Annotated in this window: 19 protein-coding genes; 6 read left to right on the forward strand and 13 right to left on the reverse strand. The window is 39.4% G+C overall.

Going from position 1 to position 19,455, the window contains the following annotated elements:
- Positions 1–184: 184 nt before the first annotated feature.
- The 8 genes from AC5JQI_RS12960 to AC5JQI_RS12995 form a co-directional block, all read right to left on the reverse strand.
- Positions 185–1,333, reverse strand: coding sequence for an acyl-CoA dehydrogenase family protein (locus tag AC5JQI_RS12960; RefSeq protein WP_493912461.1), 1,149 nt, complete (start codon positions 1,331–1,333; stop codon positions 185–187).
- Complete coding sequence (locus tag AC5JQI_RS12965; protein ID WP_237388307.1) at positions 1,326–1,577, reverse strand: acyl carrier protein; 252 nt, start codon at positions 1,575–1,577, stop codon at positions 1,326–1,328. The genes AC5JQI_RS12960 and AC5JQI_RS12965 overlap by 8 nt, the downstream gene beginning before the upstream one ends.
- A gap of 725 nt (positions 1,578–2,302) precedes the next feature.
- A complete protein-coding gene (gene cysM, locus AC5JQI_RS12970) occupies positions 2,303–3,184 on the reverse strand; it encodes a cysteine synthase CysM (RefSeq protein WP_493912462.1) in 882 nt (293 codons plus the stop codon).
- Positions 3,185–3,315: 131 nt separating this feature from the next.
- A complete protein-coding gene (cysA, locus tag AC5JQI_RS12975) occupies positions 3,316–4,404 on the reverse strand; it encodes a sulfate/thiosulfate ABC transporter ATP-binding protein CysA (protein WP_493912463.1) in 1,089 nt (362 codons plus the stop codon).
- A gap of 14 nt (positions 4,405–4,418) precedes the next feature.
- Positions 4,419–5,264, reverse strand: coding sequence for a sulfate/thiosulfate ABC transporter permease CysW (gene cysW / locus AC5JQI_RS12980; RefSeq protein ID WP_493912464.1), 846 nt, complete (start codon positions 5,262–5,264; stop codon positions 4,419–4,421).
- Complete coding sequence (gene cysT, locus AC5JQI_RS12985; protein ID WP_272903130.1) at positions 5,264–6,094, reverse strand: sulfate/thiosulfate ABC transporter permease CysT; 831 nt, start codon at positions 6,092–6,094, stop codon at positions 5,264–5,266. The genes cysW and cysT overlap by 1 nt, the downstream gene beginning before the upstream one ends.
- Positions 6,094–7,131 carry a thiosulfate ABC transporter substrate-binding protein CysP gene (gene cysP, locus AC5JQI_RS12990; protein WP_493912465.1) on the reverse strand — a complete coding sequence of 346 codons (1,038 nt, stop codon included), beginning with the start codon at positions 7,129–7,131 and terminating at the stop codon, positions 6,094–6,096. Before cysP ends, cysT begins: the two co-directional genes overlap by 1 nt.
- 432 nt (positions 7,132–7,563) lie before the next feature.
- Positions 7,564–8,184, reverse strand: coding sequence for an RpoE-regulated lipoprotein (locus AC5JQI_RS12995; protein ID WP_493912466.1), 621 nt, complete (start codon positions 8,182–8,184; stop codon positions 7,564–7,566).
- Positions 8,185–8,550: 366 nt separating this feature from the next.
- On the opposite strand from AC5JQI_RS12995, the gene AC5JQI_RS13000 reads away from it, so the two are divergent.
- Positions 8,551–8,970: a hypothetical protein gene (locus AC5JQI_RS13000; RefSeq protein WP_493912467.1), complete on the forward strand. Its 420-nt coding sequence runs from the start codon at positions 8,551–8,553 to the stop codon at positions 8,968–8,970.
- A gap of 43 nt (positions 8,971–9,013) precedes the next feature.
- Here AC5JQI_RS13000 and AC5JQI_RS13005 read toward each other — a convergent pair whose 3' ends face one another.
- Both AC5JQI_RS13005 and AC5JQI_RS13010 read right to left on the reverse strand, forming a co-directional pair.
- Positions 9,014–9,436 (reverse strand): GNAT family acetyltransferase, encoded by a 423-nt coding sequence (locus AC5JQI_RS13005; RefSeq protein WP_237388256.1) that lies wholly within the window; start codon positions 9,434–9,436, stop codon positions 9,014–9,016.
- 345 nt (positions 9,437–9,781) lie between these two features.
- Positions 9,782–10,690, reverse strand: coding sequence for a YopJ family acetyltransferase (locus AC5JQI_RS13010; RefSeq protein WP_493912468.1), 909 nt, complete (start codon positions 10,688–10,690; stop codon positions 9,782–9,784).
- Positions 10,691–11,140: 450 nt separating this feature from the next.
- Here AC5JQI_RS13010 and AC5JQI_RS13015 point away from each other — a divergent pair, with 450 nt between their 5' ends.
- The 5 genes from AC5JQI_RS13015 to AC5JQI_RS13035 all read left to right on the forward strand — a co-directional run bounded on the left by AC5JQI_RS13015 (position 11,141) and on the right by AC5JQI_RS13035 (position 15,471).
- Positions 11,141–11,308, forward strand: a complete 168-nt coding sequence (locus AC5JQI_RS13015; RefSeq protein ID WP_493912469.1) for a hypothetical protein — start codon at positions 11,141–11,143, stop codon at positions 11,306–11,308.
- Between the two features lie 167 nt (positions 11,309–11,475).
- A complete protein-coding gene (gene hemF, locus AC5JQI_RS13020) occupies positions 11,476–12,384 on the forward strand; it encodes an oxygen-dependent coproporphyrinogen oxidase (protein WP_493912470.1) in 909 nt (302 codons plus the stop codon).
- Between the two features lie 246 nt (positions 12,385–12,630).
- On the forward strand, positions 12,631–13,683 hold the full coding sequence (locus tag AC5JQI_RS13025) for a M4 family metallopeptidase (protein WP_493912471.1): 1,053 nt from the start codon (positions 12,631–12,633) through the stop codon (positions 13,681–13,683).
- 229 nt (positions 13,684–13,912) lie between these two features.
- Positions 13,913–14,971, forward strand: coding sequence for a M4 family metallopeptidase (locus AC5JQI_RS13030; protein WP_493912472.1), 1,059 nt, complete (start codon positions 13,913–13,915; stop codon positions 14,969–14,971).
- 290 nt (positions 14,972–15,261) lie between these two features.
- Complete coding sequence (locus tag AC5JQI_RS13035; RefSeq protein ID WP_237388250.1) at positions 15,262–15,471, forward strand: protealysin propeptide domain-containing protein; 210 nt, start codon at positions 15,262–15,264, stop codon at positions 15,469–15,471.
- Between the two features lie 407 nt (positions 15,472–15,878).
- Here AC5JQI_RS13035 and der read toward each other — a convergent pair whose 3' ends face one another.
- The 3 genes from der to AC5JQI_RS13050 form a co-directional block, all read right to left on the reverse strand.
- The gene (der, locus tag AC5JQI_RS13040; protein ID WP_493912473.1) at positions 15,879–17,369 is read right to left on the reverse strand and encodes a ribosome biogenesis GTPase Der; all 1,491 of its coding nucleotides are present in this window, start codon (positions 17,367–17,369) and stop codon (positions 15,879–15,881) included.
- 277 nt (positions 17,370–17,646) lie between these two features.
- Positions 17,647–18,819: an outer membrane protein assembly factor BamB gene (gene bamB / locus AC5JQI_RS13045; protein ID WP_323853753.1), complete on the reverse strand. Its 1,173-nt coding sequence runs from the start codon at positions 18,817–18,819 to the stop codon at positions 17,647–17,649.
- Positions 18,820–18,834: 15 nt separating this feature from the next.
- Positions 18,835–19,455 (reverse strand): YfgM family protein, encoded by a 621-nt coding sequence (locus AC5JQI_RS13050; protein ID WP_493912474.1) that lies wholly within the window; start codon positions 19,453–19,455, stop codon positions 18,835–18,837.

Genomic DNA, 19,455 nt, shown 5'->3' on the forward strand with positions numbered 1-19,455 from the left:
TGAAGTCCTCTGATTGCTGGCTTTTAGTTTTTATGGTTCTGAAATGGGTTTACAGCCCGATGTCATAGACGAACAACGGACAATAGAAATCCGTCAGCCAAACAATGTGTTTGACTTTTCAGGCAGTAAGTATGGGAATTAATTTATGGATGAATTGATGCAGCGCTGTTTGTCTTTTAGAAATCTATCGGATATAGCGATACCGATTACAGACTTCTTTACCGATCAGCATTTTTTGCAATTCATTACTTCCCTCAACGACTTGAAGGATTTTTGCGTCCCGATAAAGCCGGCTAATGCCATTAATCTCATCACAACCGTGACCACCGTGGATCTGAACCGCTTTCGCGGCGGCAATACCGGCTTCATGTGATGCGAAAAGCTTGGCCTGAAGGATTTGCACAAGGGCATCTTCATCCTTGGTTTCTTTGGCTTTTGTCGCTGATAAGCAAATGAGTTGAGAGGCAAGCAGACTACCGGACATTTCAGCTAAATAACCCCGGATAATGCCCTGATCTGCAAGCAATGTTCCGAAAGTGACGCGAGAGTTGGCTCTATAGGCTGATGCTGCCAGTGCCGCCTGCTGTATTCCCAGCGCCGCCCAGGCCACGCTGATACGACCATAGTCCAATGCGCTGTTAGAGATGAGGTTTTGCCCAAATCCGGGTTTCCCGACAATATTGGCCTTAGGAACCCGACAATCGTTAAAATCCAATATCGCCAGATAAGCACTCCTGAATCCCAACATATTTTTCTTGGCAGTGATTTTTAATCCTGGTGTGTCCTTGGGAACCAACACAGCAGTATCCAGCCCTTGGTATTTGCCGAAGACTAGAAACAGATCGGCGATCTGGGCGAATGTAATCCAGCTTTTTTGCCCGTTCACATTCAGTTCATCCCCGTATTCTTCAAACTGTGTCGATAAATTTTTAGAGTCGCCACCCGCGGAAATTTCCGTTTGCGCGAATGCACCGATGATTTCCCCTTTCACCAACAATGCCAAAAAGCGTTGTTTTTGCTCCTGAGTCCCCCAATCCTCAATGGTTTTCAACATCATCGAATGTACATTCAGCAACCCTGTCAGGGAACCGCTGCCTGCTCCGATAGCCATGTTCAGCAACCCGAATGTGGTTGCATCAAAGCCTGAACCCCCGTTTTCAGTTCTCGCCAACCCACCCAGCCAACCTTTCCGCGCAAGTTTTTGTACAACATGGGCAGGTGTTGCTTCGGCTAAATCCCATTTGTCAGCATAAGGCGCAACTTCTGTTGCTGAAAACTGCTCAAATTCTTGTAACCATTCCTGCTGTACTGCGGATAAAAAACGATTAAACATTTGCTGCCACCTTTCTGTCCAAAAAACTACAGACGGCCTGAATACTAGAAAAATTGGCATTATCAAGGTCATCAATCTCAACTTTAATTTTGAAATTTTTTTCTAGGAAGGAAATTAATTGGATGGCGGCAAGAGAGTTAACCAAGCCTGTTTCAAATATATTGACTGAATCACCTAAATCCTGCTTACCAGAAAGTTTGCACAAATATTCAGAGACTAACTTTTTATGTTCAGATACGTTCATTACGACTTTCCCTTTGCAAGCTTAATTTCATGAGTTTTTTCTTTGCAATATTCACTCAGACGGCTTATGGCCTACCCCAATAGCTACCGCACGGCGGAGTAATCCACCAAAAACAAGAAGGAATTAGAATATATACCTATTAAGGGTAGTGATTTACGCAGGTTAATAACAATTTATCTCTTTTTCCATAATATAAAATATTATGTAGAGTATTATTAGTGAGAAACTAACTATATAAAACTTAAAGAAACGTTTCGAGGAGTGAATTATCTTCACAAAAAGGTTTTCTATTTTTAATAAAAGTCATAAACAAAATTCAACTGATATATAAAATAACTTTTTGAACTATAGAGAGAATAATAAATACTATTTTAATGTTATTATTGTTCAATGTTATTCATTCAGTAATTTCAATTAAAATAATTAATGTATTTTTCAGATTGTGGTGTTGCTGTAAATGCTTATTTTATAGCCGCCGTCCTCCGGCCGAATAATCAGCTATATTTTTAGAGATACATTCACTTTATGGTATATTTTTTAATAGAGGGAGGATTCACATAATAAGTGAAATATTATTAATCTGGAAATCATTAAATTTAAATATATTATCAATCCGGGATATCAGGGCAATTAAACAGGAAAACACCGAACCCAATACGTTAAAAGCCGAAACTCTATGATTGATAACCCAAGTTTCGGCTCATACACATTATGATAAAAAGGGATTACTCAAATACTCCAGTCGATAAATACCTGTCACCACGATCACAAATAATCGCCACAATAACCGCACCCGGGTTTTCTGCTGCAATGCGCAATGCCCCCGAAACCGCGCCACCAGAGCTGACACCACAGAAAATACCTTCTTTCTGTGCCAGTAAACGCATGGTAGTTTCCGCTTCAGTTTGTGTGATATCCAGAACTTGATCCACCAGCTCTTTCTGATAAATTCCGGGCATATAAGCCGGAGACCAGCGGCGAATACCGGGAATGTGGCTATTTTCTGCGGGTTGTAATCCTGTGATGTGTACCTTGTCTGATTGGGATTTCAGATAACGGCTCACACCGGTAATCGTCCCTGTTGTTCCCATGCTGGAAACAAAGTGTGTAATTCTTCCCTGTGATTGCTGCCAGATTTCCGGCCCCGTAGTATGAAAGTGTGACAGAGAGTTATCCGCATTATTAAACTGATCGAGAACTTTTCCTTCTCCATTTTTTTCCATTTCTTGTGCCAAATCCCGCGCACCTTCCATTCCCAATTCTTTACTGACCAAGATTAATTCAGCACCATAAGCCCGCATTGATGCCTGTCTCTCAAGACTCATATTTTCAGGCATAAGTAACTTTAGACGATAACCTTTTACTGCCGCAATCATAGCCAGTGCAATGCCGGTATTACCACTCGTTGCTTCTACCAGAATATCACCCGGTGTAATATCTCCACGCAACTCCGCCTGCTGGATCATTGAAAATGCAGCTCTGTCTTTTACGGAGCCGGCAGGATTATTCCCTTCCAGTTTTACCCAAACTTCCGCATTAACACTTTCTGTTAATCGTTGTAATTTTACCAGCGGTGTATTACCTATAAATGTTTCCAAGCTTGCCACAGCATTACCTAATTCATATGAGAATGGATAACCAAATAATCATATTCAGAAAACTGTAGCAAGATTTTAAGAAAAAAAATCCCTATCCGCACTCTAACGGAAACAGGGATTTTAATAAAAAAATAATCAAATCAGGCAGATTCAGCTAATCGCATGACTTTTAATGGCACATCATCAGAATATAAGCGAGCGCTCGCACCACCAATAAAATAGTTATCGCCCCTAACGGGAATTAATGAATTATCCATCCAGACAACTGACAAATTACCGTCTCCCCAACCTATCGGATGAACGTAAACCAGAGAAAAATGTCCGCGGGGGCTAACCTCCACAATTTGGACAGGCAAAGGGCAAAAGGTAGTTTGCTGTAAACTGAGTCTCATATCCCACGGATGGAAAAAAACATCGACATGTCCTTCATGCAAAGGCTTTCCATTTAACGGAAAGATTTTCCCGCCAATCCAGAGATGGGAACCTTTAATCTCACCATTCAACTTATTAATATCACCCATGAACTCCAGCACAAAGCGGCTCTCCGGTTCACTCCATAGCTGTTGTGGCGTCGCAACCTGTTCAATCCGCCCCTGATTCATGAGCACCACTCTATCAGCAATTTCCATTGCCTCTTCCTGATCATGAGTGACGAATACACTGGTAAATTTCAGCTCTTCATGCAACTGACGCAGCCAGCGACGCAATTCCGTCCGTACCTGTGCATCCAGTGCGCCAAAAGGTTCATCCAACAAGAGGATCTGAGGCTCAACAGCCAATGCCCTTGCCAACGCCACACGCTGTTTTTGTCCGCCTGAAAGTTGTGATGGATAGCGCTCAGACAAATGAGACAATTGCACCATATCAAGCAGTGCCATGACTTTACGGCGCAATATTTCACCATTAGGTCGCTGACGGCGAGGAAGGACAGTCAAGCCAAAAGCCACATTATCAAACACCGTCATATGGCGAAACAAAGCATAGTGCTGAAATACAAACCCGACACGCCGATCTTTGGCATGTACCCGGCTGACATTCTGACCATGAAATTTCAACTCACCTGTACTTTGCTGCTCAAGGCCAGCAATTATTCTTAACAATGTCGTCTTACCAGAACCCGATGGGCCAAGCAGAGCGATCATTTCACCAGATTCAATATCCAGTGAGATATCATTCAGTATCTGCGTCCGGCCAAAAGATTTACTGATTTTACTGATTTCAATGCTCATATTCTGCTCCTGACCTATCCTTGCTGGCGACTTAAACGCCATTGCAACGCACTTTTGATAATCAGTGTAATAACCGCCATCACTGCTAACAAAGCTGCCGCTGTAAATGCACCAACCGTGTTGTAATCCTGATACAGCAACTCAACCTGCAAAGGCAGTGTATAGGTTTCTCCCCTAATCGCCCCCGATACCACAGAGACAGCACCAAATTCGCCAATCGCCCGCGCATTGGTCAAGACAACGCCATATAGTAATGCCCAGCGAATATTCGGCAGTGTCACACGCCAAAACATATTCCAACCGGAAGCCCCCAATAATATGGCAGCTTCATCTTCTTGGTTGCCCTGACTCAACATCACAGGTACCAATTCACGTACGACAAATGGACACGTTACAAAAACTGTCACCAGTACCATCCCCGGCCATGAAAACATCAATTGAATGTCATAAGCGTTCAACCAGCTACCTAACCAACCATTGGCACCGTAAAACAAGAGATAAAGCAGACCCGCAACAACCGGCGAAACCGCAAACGGAATATCAATTAATGTCAGTAATAATTGCCTGCCGGGGAATTGGAAACGTGTCACCAACCATGCTGTCATCACACCAAAAACCAGATTGATGGGTACGGTGATAAGCGCAATCATCACCGTCAACCAAATGGCATGCAGCATATCCGGGTCGAAAAGATTCTGAGCAACAATGTCCAGCCCTTTAGAAAAGGCTGTCAAGAAAATCCATGCTATTGGTAACACCAGCAATAAAACTGAAAAAAATATGCCTGTGCCGATCAGTAACCATTTTCCCCAGTTTATGGGCAAGCGCTGTGCTGCGGTGTATCCGGAAAATTCAGTCATCAGTGCCCCCCTATTCGTTTACCAAAGCGACTTTGTAATATATTGACGCTAAACAGCAGTAATAACGATGTAGCGAGGATAACCGAAGCAATCGCACTGGCTGCCGGATAATCAAACTCTTGCAGGCGGATGAAAATCATTAAAGAAACAACCTCAGTTTGCCACGCAATATTGCCCGCAATAAAAATTACCGCCCCAAATTCCCCTAAACTACGGGTAAAAGAGAGTACCGTTCCCGCCATCAATGCTGGTGATACTTCTGGCAAAATAACCCGCTGGAATGTTTGCCAACGCCCCGCTCCCAATGTCTGGGCCGCTTCCTCATACTCGGAACCCAATTCTTCAAGAACAGGCTGCACGGTACGGACAACAAAAGGCAGACTGGTAAAAGCCATTGCAACCGCAATACCCAGCCAAGTATTGGTGACTTTGATATCAAAATTGCCAAGCCAGGCACCATACCATCCGGTTGTAGAAAACAGGGTCGCCAGCGTTAAGCCCGCAACGGCCGTTGGCAAAGCGAATGGCAAATCCATCAAACCATCAAGTAAGCGGCGTCCCCAAAATTGATAGCGTGTTAATATCCATGCCATCAACATGCCAAAAACCATATTGAACAAGCTGGCAACGGCTGCTGCCAGTAATGTCACCTTATAAGCAGCAACAACCTGCGGGTTGGCGATCACCTGCCAATATTGCTCCCATGTCATGCTGGAAAGCTGCATCACCAAAGCACTTAATGGCAATAGCAGAATAAGGCAGGTATAAAACAGGCTACTCCCTAAACTAAGACCGAATCCGGGCAAGACGCGTTTGCTAGATCCCCACATTATTTACGCCCTTCCGCCAATATCTGATCAAATATACCGCCTGTGTTGAAATGGGTTTTCATCACTTGAGACCAGTTACCAAATTGTTCTTCGAGTCGAAACAGTCTGGTTGCAGGAAAACGGCCCTGCTGGGATTCCATGACATTTTTATCAAATACACGGTAATTGAAGCTGGCGATCATTTGCTGGGCAGCCGGGCTATACAGATAATCTAAATATGCTTTAGCCACAGATTCGGTGCCATTTTTCTGGATATTTTTATCCACCCAGGTCACGGGAAACTCAGCCAGAATATTCACGGGCGGCACAATGGCTTGGTAATCATCTTCACCGTACTGTTTGCGAATATTATTGACCTCAGACTCAAAACTAATCAAAACATCCCCCAGTCCACGCTCAATAAAAGAAGTCGTTGCTCCACGCCCTCCTGTATCAAACACCACAACATTCTGCAAAAGACGCTGCATCTGTTGGCGGACTTTCTCTGGCACTTGAGGATATTGCTGCTCAAAAGCCCCCCAAGCCGCCAGATAGGTATAACGCCCATTACCTGAAGTTTTCGGATTCGGAAAAACTAATTTCACGTCATGGCGTGATAAATCATCCCAATTATGAATATGCTTAGGATTATTTTTGCGTACTAAAAAAGCCATGGTGGAATAGTACGGAGAGCTATTATTCGGTAAACGCTGCTGCCAGTTGGCAGGGATAAGGTTGCCACGATCATGCAGAATCTGAACATCGGAAACTTGGTTATAAGTAACAATATCAGCCCGCAAGCCCTGCAAAATAGACAGCGCTTGTTTAGATGAACCACCATGGGATTGTTTGATAGTCAATATGTTCTGTGGATGTTGTGCATTCCACTGTTTCTCAAACTCAGGGTTCAGGTTCGAAAATAATTCGCGCCCGATATCATAAGAGCTATTCAGCAATTCGACAGCCACAGCGTTGGCACTATAAGCATTGAGGCCAACCAAAAGTGATAGGGTAGCCAATCCGCCCGATAAGTTATTTTTTATTGCCATTATATTCACCCAACACCTTACCTATCACGCAATTTGACAACAATTTCTTCTACTGTATCCAGAATATTTATAACAGGGTAGTTTACTTTCCCCTGTTTTATATACCGAATTTTCATTAGAAATGATGAAACGCGATAAGATGAAAGAAATCTGCTCCGACTAATTTAAATGAAAAATCACAGAAAAATACTAAGATGCTGGATGTGGATGTCAGGTACACAGAGCACACGTCCTTAGCTACCCTCTTCACACCGGTAACTGTACAGGTTTATTTCTACTATATACTCATAACATTGAACTAATACGTAGCTGCCATCCTTATCATTGCCTTCTGGGATCAATACTGCCAAAAACAGCCACGGTAGTTTGCGCCATAGAAACGTTAATGTCATGGCGCAATGACTGAATATGAATCAGGAAGAAGTCATTTTTGATGTTTTATCAATACGTCCAGATGATTTGCGAAACTTTCCAATCCTTCAGAACGTCATCAGAAGGCATTAATTCCTCAGGACCATCCCAAATTCCGCTAAAAACATAGCTGACATGCTGGCTTTGTGGGGCAGTACAGATAACTGTGGGCTGCGTAGTGAAATCATTAGACCGCTGGCAGGCTCCAAATGCCTTGTCATACACATCAGAGAAAAGTGTGCCTATTTTCGTCCCCCAAATTGTTTTGATATCTTCATCCCGCACATCAATACGATTAACCTTACCATTGACCGAACCATAAAATTCGAGTTTTACCTGATTATTTTCCATTCCCTGAATGATGCTGATTAACTTGCCATCTTTCGTTTCCATACCACTCCGCAGACGATATTTACCTTCCAATTCCTGCTCAATTGCAGATTGGGTCATATTCGTCTGTTGATTAATGTTTCCGACTCCCTGTTCAGAAACATTGAAGGAACGATCAAACCAGTTAAAAGGTGATAGGGAAGACCACGAAAACTCTGACGCTCCAGCACAAGCAGTTAACAATAGTGAGCACCCCACTAAACCACTGGACACAATAATTCGATGCTTGGAAAATTCATTGAAGATAAAAAATTTATTCATCACTGTTTCTTACCTTAGCTTCTAAGGGCTGTAATTTGAAATCAATGGGTCTATTTGTCTTTCAAGTTACAGCTTTGTTGACCGCGCTGCATCTTGAAATCCAATGGGTATAGAACTCCATAAAATAGATAAAAACCATGGCAATTATTGTAATAACATTACCAATTATTTTTCCAGTTATTATTTTGTATATTGCTATTGATTTTTTCTTGTTAATTATTATCCCCCATACATGAGTAGAAAAACATTCCATCAACAAAAACCAAAAAAATATATTAATGACGCAACATTGAAAAATTGTTTAAAAAAATACAGTTACAGTTAAGCAATATTTACATTACATTGAAATTTAAGATGATCACATTTATGTTCAATTCATTGATTGCAATTGTATTTATTATCATGCTCTCCCCCCATGGGACAGTAAAAATACCTGACCAAAGAGTGATTGAAAGAGTGATTGAGTCAATCACTTTTCATGATTCACTAATTCGTACTCTACGTAAGAAAAATAAGAGAAAAATAACCCATGCCTGCCATGAATATTACACTAACAGTCAATTACCTTATGATTGGATGGTATTAAAGGGAAAACCCGACTTTTCTGCCATTGAACATCATTATATATTTAAAGATATTAATGGAGACATTAAAATAAAAGTCGATCATCATAATGATGATAATAAAATCCCCTTGATGTCAAAAGATCTTCTTGTAATAAAAAATAACCATCTAATTAAACTAATTTATTTTATAAGGCATTCAATGAAAGCATATAGAAAATAGCTGAATAGTAAAAAACCGCTCAGCCATTTCCTATTATTTATATTTATTCAATAATTAAACTTTTCTTAAAAACAGAATTTTCCTGCCCTAAATAATCATATTCCATTTTTTCACACATACAAATAGTTGCATCATTTTCTTCTGGAACCATGATCAAAATACTTGGGCACCCTCTTGCCAATAATTTTTTTTCCAGACGAGAAACCAACGCATTCGCTATTCCTCGGCCCCGAAATTCAGGATGGACGCCCAGATAATAAGCATGACCACGATGCCCGTCATAGCCACCCATAACTGAACCAACCACTTCCCCAGCAACTTCAGCAACCAAAAATAAATCAGCATCATGGGTTATCTTACGCTCAATATCTAGTTCTGGATCATTACCAGAATTAATCAAATCACAGCGATCCCAAAGTGTAATAACGGCTTCAAAATCGTCTTGCCGAAACACCCGAATTTCCATAGTTAGTCAGCCTATTTAATAAGCAATTGAATCAGCGTTAATTATCACTGGTTTTATTTGGGAATCAATATGAAAATGCACTTACTGATACTAACAGGTATACTCCTGATAGCCATAAACTTACCAAAATGAAAGAAGAAATGAATACACCCAATACACTGCGTATAAACATTTGTATAAATATTCTCGGGTGATCAAGGCTGCCGAACTAAACAAGCTCAGTGATAAAAAACTTAAAACTCTACACGAAAAAGCAAGCGTGTATAGGGTGCATAGCTGAAGGGCGAAAAGGATTTTTCAGGAATGAAAAGCAATGATGTTACTGATATAATTTATTGTTTTTATTCATGACTCATCGAGCCAACGTAGCGCAACCTCAGCAAGACTAAGCCTTTTTTCTTCAATAGAGTTACTGTAGGTACGTTCCTTTTCGTTAATCGTACGGGTCACTTCATGACGCTTAAATCTGTCTATCAATGTCTCTCTTCCTCTTGGCTGTTTATTCGCTTTCATATCCTTATTTATTTCACCATAATGACTTTTGAAGTAACCATTATAAGTATTCATTAGGTTCATTGACTGTGTATGTTTAAAAAAATCAATAGGTAATAATTTTATTGCTTGATCGAAAAATACAACCCGAGCCTTCTTTAATGAAGCATCATCAAGTTCTGGAGCGTAAGGTGCATGATTTTCTCTAATAAATTCTATTTTATCATTAAAAAGATCTTGATGAAGCTTTACAAAGTGATCACTATATTTATGCATCTTTTTCAAAAAATGAAGTGAAAAAAGTAAGCAATCTGCATCGCTATTTTGTATTTGGTTATAAATATAAAGGGTTTTTATGTTGGAGACATTATTAAGTTTATTAAGCGTAAAATATAGTGTAAAAAGAATAAACTGATTTTTTCCACGACTTGAATCAACAAAAATGATGGAAATATTATTGTCCATATCTTTAAAAACATTAACTGCGGCAAAATGCGTTCTATCATCACCAGCGTTAATCACAAACCGCTTGTGTTCCCTGCAATTTAAATTATTTAACTTATTTAACTTATTTATAGAGTCAGCAAACTCATTTGCAGTCATAATAGTAGGATGAGCATTTATACTAGATGTTGCATTCAAATTCTTTAATATTATTTCACAATTAACTACATCCATCCGTATGTTATTGAATTGAATATTGTTTTGTTTATTTGATTGGATTTTATCTATATACGATTTTAACGAGTTTTTATCAGGCATTTTTAATACTCCAATTGGTTATCTGAAAAAACATAATTAGTTTATTTAACTTATTAAAAAGACTATCCCTCGCTCTGATTATTAGGGAATTTTTTATCTTGAGAGACACAGATAATCATGACAGTGTTACCTTGTCAAAAATTACATTTATTGTATTTTACTCAACTTTGTTTTCAAAGAAAGTACTTAATGCAATTATTTTGTTAAATAACAAACAATAATTCTTTGTATGCCAGAACATCATAGTTAGCTTTATTTCTTATTATTTTTCATGGTGTTAATGAGATTACCTGTCCACTAGGCAGGTGTTTCTACCAGTGCCCGCTATCACCCTTTCAATGGTGATTCAGACAGGGGAGGCTTCGGCCTTATCGGAACCTTAGCCCGGTAATGCGAACCTTGCTTGAATCGCCACCATCAATTTTTTCAATTAATGGCAGGGTAGCAGGAATGAATAACATCAGAACTGACTGGCATCAAGCTGATATTATTGCTGCATTATGTAAGCGCGGTACTACCAGTTTTCTGCCTCCTCCATTGCTGAATAGGTTCCGACGAAATGCGTTGCAACTTCTTCACGGGGTCGGAACGTTTGACGTGCTAACCTTTCTTTATTGAACACAAATTCACTCTTATTCTTTCTTTTTTTCCACATTGTTCTTATCTTATGTTTTGTTTATAGGTTTGTTCAGTGTTTTATATATAAACAATTATATAAACGAACAAAAAAATCCAGTTAAAAAATAACATCTATCCATTTAATATCAATCGGTTACACTTTAATTATGAAGACACCCAATATATCTCAAGTTAAACGTTTTTTCCTCTCATTACAGGATCAAGTCTGCAAGCAACTAGAACAAATTGATGGCCATTCAACCTTTATGGAAGATTATTGGCAGCGAGAAGAAGGTGGTAACGGGCGCAGCCGCGTATTAACAGCAGGCAATATTTTTGAACAAGCCGGCGTGAATTTTTCTCATGTTATGGGAACTTCAATGCCTGCATCTGCTACCGCTCATCGACCGGAATTAGCTGGCCGCAGCTATCAAGCCATGGGCGTATCTCTCGTTATTCATCCCCTAAATCCCTACGTCCCAACCAGTCATGCAAATGTGCGCTTTTTCATTGCTGAAAAAGAAGGCGAATCTCCTGTATGGTGGTTTGGCGGTGGTTTTGACCTCACACCTTATTATGGTTTCAAAGAAGACGTCATTCACTGGCACACTGTTGCCAAAACCTTATGCCAACCATTTGGCGATGATATTTATCCTAAATATAAAAAATGGTGTGATGACTACTTCTTTATTAAACATCGAAATGAACCTCGTGGTATTGGCGGATTATTTTATGACGACCTGAATACACCTGATTTTGATACCTGTTTTAATTTCACAAAAGCTGTCGGTAATGGGTTTTTATCTGCTTATCTACCCATTGTAGAGAAAAGAAAAGACATCACTTGGGGTGATCGTGAAAGACAATTCCAGTTATATCGTCGAGGCCGCTATGTTGAATTCAATTTAGTTTGGGATAGGGGAACTCTCTTTGGCCTGCAAAGTGGTGGCAGAACTGAATCTATATTAATGTCTATACCTCCTTTGGTGCGCTGGGAATATGGTTACTTTCCAGAACCTAACTCGCCAGAATCCGAATTATATTCCTCATTTCTGATAAAAAAAGATTGGGTATAACTAATAATAGGAATATAAAGTAATTTTTATATTCCTGTTTCAAATTCCCATTATGTCAGTCTTCCTTTTAAAATTCTTTGAAAATACATCAGAGTATTGACAAAAATATTTATCATTCCTCATTAGCAATACTCTGCCATAAAAAGTTAATACCTTCCCTAATGACTCGTTTATTAATTGTAGGTAATATTCAATCCGGGCCCAAAAATACAAACACAACATATAACAAAAAAACAGGGTATAACTATGAACAATAATAAAATTGAAAAATACAGCTTAATCCCACCATTTGTTTTGGAGTACATATCTGGTAATTGCGATGAGTGCACTAATCAATATGTATTAAAGACATTGGATCATGTTAATAATTTGATGAATACCTCTATCGAAGATGATACTTCTTTTCGGGAAGAAGAAGCCAAATCTTATGATAAATTAAACCGAATTATCTATGATGCTCAACATAAAGAGATATTCCCAGGAAAAAAATTGTCCCGAAGTGAAGGTATGGATGAACATTCTGATGTTGCTGTTAATGAGGCTTATGATCATCTGGGTAAAACATATGAGTTCTATAAAAAAGTTTTTAACCGGGACTCCCTCGACAACAAAGGGATGAAATTAATTGCCACCGTTCATTATGGTGAAAATTATCTGAATGCTTTTTGGTCTAGAAGACAGATAGTATTCGGTGATGGTGATGGTAAATATTTCAATCGCTTTAGCTCTTCTATCGATATTATAGCGCATGAACTAACCCATGGAGTTATTGAAAGCGAAGCTAATCTTTTTTACGCTTATCAATCTGGCGCGCTGAACGAATCTATCGCAGATGTATTTGGTATTATGGTTAAACAGTATGCCAACAACCAAAAAGCCGATGAATCAAATTGGTTATTAGGACAAGGGTTATTAGGTTATAAATTTAACCCAGATAATAAATCGAATATTGCTTTACGTAGTTTTATTAATCCAGGAGAAGCTTTTTTTGCAGATAAGCAAATAGGCCATATGGATCAATCTGAATATATGCCTTTCTCAAAGGATAATGGTGGTGTTCATATCTTATCAGGTATTCCTAATAGAGCGTTTTATTTAGCAGCAATTGCTCTAGGTGGATATGCCTGGGAAAAAGCGGGAAAAATCTGGTACGAAACGTTGCTGGACGAACGATTATATTCAGATGCAGATTTTGATGACTTTGCTGAACTGACAATCGAAAATGCTGAAAAATTATTTGATAAAAAAATCGCAACTATTATTAAAAATAGTTGGAAGGAAGTTGGTGTTCTAGTTTAAAAAATTTTTAGTTAATACAATATCAATTAAGGTTAATAACCGTAACTAAAAGATAAACCTAAAATAAGATAATAAAGGGTTAAGGATAGCCCTTTATTATATTTATAAATTAACATTTAAAATATAATCAAAAAATTTTCGAAAAGTAGAAAATACCACTATTTAGATTAATAATTAATAATGTTACCTATAAGTATATATACAAGATATCTAAAAGCGGGGTATTCTTATGCAAAACCATCAAACTAAATTAAACAAATCAGGTATAATACCGCCCTCTATATTGGAATATGTTGTTAAAATTTGTGGTCAAAGTGACAAAGGTTATATATTAAAAACATTAAATCATGTTTATCATTTAATGAAAAACTACCCCGAGATGGATACTCTAATACCTGGATACCAACCAGGATTTGATAATCATCTAAATCGAACTATTTACAATGCTAAATGTAAAGACGACTACCCAGGGAAAATATTAATTTTAAGTGAGGGAATGGCTACAAGCTCTGATACAGCAGCCAATAAAGCTTATATCTTTCTTGGTAAGACATATGAATTCTATAAGAAAATATTCGGACGCAACTCAATTGATAATCAAGGCATTAAGTTAGTAGCTACTGTACATTACCAGAAAAACTATATGAATGCATTTTGGGATAACAACCAAATGGTTTTTGGTGATGGTTATGCACCCTACTTTAATTGCTTTACCTCCTGCATTGATATTACCGCCCATGAGTTAACCCACGGGGTAACAGAAAGTGAAGCAAGCCTTGATTATGCTTATCAATCTGGTGCACTGAATGAATCTATCTCTGATATATTCGGTATTATGGTAAAACAGTATGCAAACAATCAAAAGGTCAACGAATCTGATTGGTTAATCGGACAAGGGATATTTGGACCTGCACTCAATCCAGACAATGACCCCAATATTGCTTTACGCTCATTCAAAAATCCTGGCAGTGCTAACCCCAAAGATAACCAAGTAGGTCATATGGATCAGTATCAAGATTTGCCTTTCAAGGATGACAACGGAGGTGTTCACAAATATTCTGGCATACCAAATAGAGCATTTTATTTATTGGCAATCGCGTTGGGAGGTTATGCATGGGAACAAGCAGGAAAAATCTGGTATGAAACCTTATTGGATAAACGTTTATCCCATAAAGCCAGCTTTAGTGATTTTGCAGTGTTAACTGCCGCCAATGCAGAAAAATTATTTGATAAGGAAATTTCAAAAATTGTAACTGATTCATGGAACCGAGTCGGCGTTTCACTGTGAAAATAATAATACCCCTCTGATAATCAAAGGCTAAGGAAAGTCTCTGATTATCTTTATATATTTTTTTCACATTGCTAATATTATCTTAACTCGAATTTCATCTTTCTCTAAGCCCGCCATTCATCAATAAAATCCCATCCCTTTGTCGCCTTAAATTTAGTTATTTTACTTATTAAGATCACATTATAAAAAATTTACATTTTTAGTAGTGACTAATATTGTTGATTTAGCTAATATTTGTATGGGTAGAAATAAATACAAATATTGCAACTTATAAATAGGGTATTATTATGTGTAAAAGTAAAGCATGTAAAAAAAGTATAATCCCTCCTAATTTGCTGGAATATATTTCGCAATCTTGTGATTCCAAAGATAAAAAATGCATATTGAATACATTAGATCATGTTAATAGTCTAATGAAAAAATCAGCAAAGGAAGATGCTATTCAATATAAAGATAACGCCTTAATTTATAATAAAAAAACCATTTCAGAAGTATGAAAAAACTATCCTCTCTCAGGGAAGTGAGTTTTTTAACGCTAGGGTGATTACAAAAAAATTTATCTGAGTAGTCATTACAGCGTTAATTTATATTCTTTCTCAAAGAGGACAAATGAAACAATTTATTAGATAAAATACAGGCATGTAAGCAAAAATTTAGTGATTATCTCACTATCGTTATTATAATCTATTGGTATATAAACCTTCTATATTCAATATGTTTCGAATTATTGCGTAACGGCAAGAGAATGAATTCTCAGGTGTCAGGTGCATGTACCTAATCAATTTCGAGTTGCAGCCAATAATAAGCTGTAGTTTGAAAGAGGAAATAATAAGAAATAGAAATGAATATGCTTTTATAATAAAGGGTTAAAAATAACCCTTTATTATTTAGTTAATTAAAGTAATTAACGCTTTTTCAAATGTTCTATCAAACGCTTACGCTTACGAAGCTGAGTTGCCGTCAACGCATTTTTCTTACCTGCGTAAGGGTTAGCTCCTTCTTTAAATTGGATGCGAATAGGTGTTCCCATCACTTTTAAAGAACGGCGGAAATAGTTCATCAAATAACGCTTATAAGAATCAGGTAAATCTGTCACCTGATTACCGTGGATAACAACGATAGGTGGATTGTAGCCCCCTGCATGAGCGTATTTCATTTTCACCCTACGACCACGGATCATCGGCGGTTGATGATCGTCTTCTGCCATACGCATAATGCGAGTCAGCAAAGATGTGTTCACACGACGGGTCGCACTTTCATAGGCTTCCAGAATTGATTCAAATAAATTACCGACGCCACTGCCATGCAGCGCAGAAATAAAGTGAACACGGGCAAAATCAACAAATCCCAGACGCAGATCCAGCATGTCCTTAACGTGATCTTTATCTTCCTGACTCATGCCATCCCATTTGTTGACAGCGATAACCAGTGAACGACCACTATTAAGAATAAAACCAAGCAGAGAAAGATCCTGATCTGAAATACCTTCGCGGGCATCAACTACCAATAATACGACATTGGCATCTTCAATCGCCTGAAGTGTTTTGATAACAGAAAATTTCTCTACAGTTTCAGTGACTTTTCCACGTTTACGAACACCTGCGGTATCAATCAGAATATATTCACGGCCATCACGCTCCATGGGAATATATATGCTGTCGCGGGTTGTACCGGGCATGTCATACACAACAACACGCTCTTCCCCCAGAATACGGTTGGTTAATGTAGATTTTCCCACATTTGGGCGACCAACAATCGCAAGCTTTAAAGGTAAAGTAGTAGGATCGAAGTCTTCCTCCGGCTCCTCTTCAACAGAAGCATCCAATTCAGCCTGTTCTATCTCTGCCCAATAAGCAGCATTGGCTTCTTCTTCAGTTAATTCGACTTCTTCTGTTTCCTCTTTATCGGAAAAAGGCAGTAATACCCGTTCAATCAGTTGCGTGACTCCACGACCGTGAGAAGCCGCGATGGAATAAATGTCGCCCAATCCCAGTGAATAAAATTCTGCAATAGATGTTTCAATATCAATGCCATCAGTCTTGTTCGCTACCAGAAAGGTTGCTTTTTCACGACTACGCAGATGCTTTGCAATCCCATGATCTGCTGGCATCAACCCTGATCTGGCGTCAACCATGAATAGAACGATATCGGCTTCTTCGATAGCCATCAAAGATTGCGTAGCCATATGGGTTTCTACACCCTCGTCCATACCATCAATACCTCCCGTATCAATGATAATGAACTCCTGCCCTTCAACCTCTGCCCGTCCATATTTACGATCACGGGTTAAGCCAGGGAAATCCGCTACCAGCGCATCTCTGGTCCGGGTTAATCGGTTAAATAAGGTGGACTTTCCAACATTGGGGCGCCCAACCAGCGCAATGACAGGTATCATTTTTGATGCCTCATGACTCAATTTAAATCTATATCCTGCTGAAAATGAAAGAACTCAACGTTGTTCACTACAAAATTAACCACAACAGCATTGTCCATTACAACATCGTCCACGACAACAGGATATTAAAAAGACGAAACGGCCCCTGTTACTGTCAGCACAGGAGCCGTGTAAAGTTTTGTGCCACTATCTATATTCCCTTTATCTTTCAAGCTACAGCGTTATTATTGGCTGCAACTCAAAATCCATTGGGATAGCCTTAACACATGTTTTGGAATTAGCGGGTATACAGGTAAACTGTCCCATCCTTCGCTTGTACCATCAGTTTATCACTAGCAACAACCGGGCGGCTCAACAGGCCAGAACCATCAACCTTATGCTGAGCTACAAATTTGCCATCAGCCATATTCAACCAATGCAAATAACCTTCGCTATCTCCTACAACCAGATAACCATTATACATTTCTGGTGCAGTCAGGTGACGATGCAAAAGATCACTTTGTGCCCATAATGTAACGCCATCACTTTTGCGCAGAGACAAAATACGGTCGTCCTGATCAACAATAAAAATATTGTCATCAGTTACAACCATATCATTCACAGAGCCTAAGTCACGTTTCCAGATAATTTGGCCTGAACGCATATCCATTGCAACTAAATTGCCGTTATAAGCAATGGCGTAAATAACATTGTCAGAAATGACGGGAGTCATATCAACATCATTCAGGCGATCAATTTCGGTAGAACCCGTTACCTGCGAAATACGCTGCTGCCAAATCAGCTCACCCTGAGAGAGCAAAACTGCACTGATACGACCATTATCACCGCCTACAACCGCTGCACCGTAAGCTACAGCAGGAGCCGATTCACCACGAACTGATAACGGAGGTGTATCCATATTGACTGACCACACAATACTGCCGTCTGTTTCTTTCAATGCCTGCAACATGCCGTTGCCAGTATGAATCAAGACAAGTCCACTCTCTACCACAGGACGTGACAAGGCTTCACCGGCAACCGTTGATTCCCATTCAACTTTGCCGTTTTCTGTATCCAGTGCGATGACTTTTGCCTTTTCTGTACCAACATAAAGGCGATCATCAAATACCGTCAAACCACCGGAAAGCAGTGCCGGCAAGTTGGATGACAAAAAACCTGTTTTCTCGGACAAATTAGTTGCCCACAATTCTTTGCCACTATCTATGTCCAGTGCTTTGACAACACCGTCGCGATCAGCAACATAAACTGTTGAACCCTGCCAAGCTGGTGATAGGCGAGAGTAATAGTGCCCGATGCCGTTCCCAACGGACTTATCCCAAACAACACGGGGATTGAATTGATTTTCAATCTTCGGTAACGGTGACATTGCTACCGTATCCTGTTCGCTCGAACAACCAGCCAGCAGAACAGAAGCAACCAGCCCAACCAAGAGTGTTTTTCGCAGTTGCATTAGAAGTTAGCTCCCTTAGTTGGATAAGTTATTAAATTTAATTTTAATGGAATCTTTCATTACCTGAGGGCCTTCTGATTCAAGCCCTTTGGAATATGCTGCACGCGCACCAGCAATATCGCCTTTTTTCGCCAGAATATCTCCACGGAGATCTTCCGTCGCAACCACCCAGCCTTTACCTTTGACCTGTTCCAGCGTTTTCAATGCAGCATCTGTTTTATCTTCCGCCAATTGAACTCTGGCTAAACGCAGGTTCGAAATAGCTCGCATGTCCTCATCTTTGGCTTTGCCAGATGCGGTTAGCAAATTTTTCTCAGCCTGGGCCAAATCATTTTTTTCAACAGCACGTTTTGCCAGTTCCAGATCAGCCATCACACCGTAGATGTTATCCGTTGTATTAGCGAATTTTTCTGCGGCTGCAATGCTTTCTTTCGACCCCGACGCCAGCGATGTGTTCAACGCCTCAAATTCCGCTGCTGTCTCATGTAATTGGTTTGTTTGATGAGTCTGCCAATAACGCCAGCCAATCAAAACCCCAATGCCCAGAACTAAACCAACAGCAATATATTTACCGTTGGTGGCGAAAAAACGCTTTATTGCGTCAACTTGTTCAGTTTCAGTGGTATAGACTTCCAC

The sequence above is a fragment of the Xenorhabdus sp. XBWT genome (genome assembly GCF_059072735.1).